Origin of the sequence: Brevundimonas sp. UBA7534, assembly GCF_002479325.1 — a bacterium.
Taxonomy (GTDB): domain Bacteria; phylum Pseudomonadota; class Alphaproteobacteria; order Caulobacterales; family Caulobacteraceae; genus Brevundimonas.
Genome location: NZ_DLMO01000122.1, coordinates 3785 through 4349, shown reverse-complemented (window position 1 = coordinate 4349; position 565 = coordinate 3785). Strand labels below are relative to the sequence as shown.

The 565-nt window shown below is 68.3% G+C and carries 1 protein-coding gene; it reads left to right on the top strand.

Annotated features, from left to right (window positions below; genetic code table 11):
- Window positions 1–565, top strand: a 565-nt coding sequence (locus tag B2U11_RS09670; RefSeq protein ID WP_292071384.1) for a sigma-54-dependent transcriptional regulator, incomplete at both ends; no start/stop codon positions are given.

Here is a 565-nt window from a genome sequence, read left to right as displayed (position 1 = left end):
GACTTCATCGAAAAGCCGTTCAAGTCCGACCGGCTGGTCGTGGTCGTCGAGCGCGCCATAGAGGCGGCGACCCTTCGGCGCGAGAACCGCAGACTGCGCGCCCAGACGATGACGCCCTCGGGCCTGATCGGAAAATCGCAGGCGGCCCAGGCGCTGCGCGGGACCATCGCAAAGGTGGCCCAGGCCAACAGCCGGGTCCTGATTTCGGGGCCGCCGGGCTCGGGCAAGGAGCTGGTGGCGCGGCAGATCCACGAGGGCAGCCCTCGCGCCCGGGCCGAGTTCGTCGCCATCTCCGCAGCGGGCATGACTCCGGAACGGCTGGATGTCGAACTGTTCGGCGAGGAGGGCCAGGACGGTAGGCCGCGCAAGATCGGCGTGTTCGAGCGCGCCCACAACGGCACCCTGTATCTGGACGAGATCAGCGACATGCCACGCGAAAGCCAGAGCCGCGTGCTGCGGGTTCTGGTGGATCAGCGCTTCCGCCGGGTCGGCGGCGAACAGGACGTGCAGGTCGATGTGCGCGTCGTCACCTCGACCTCGCGAGATCTGAAGACCGAGATCGCCG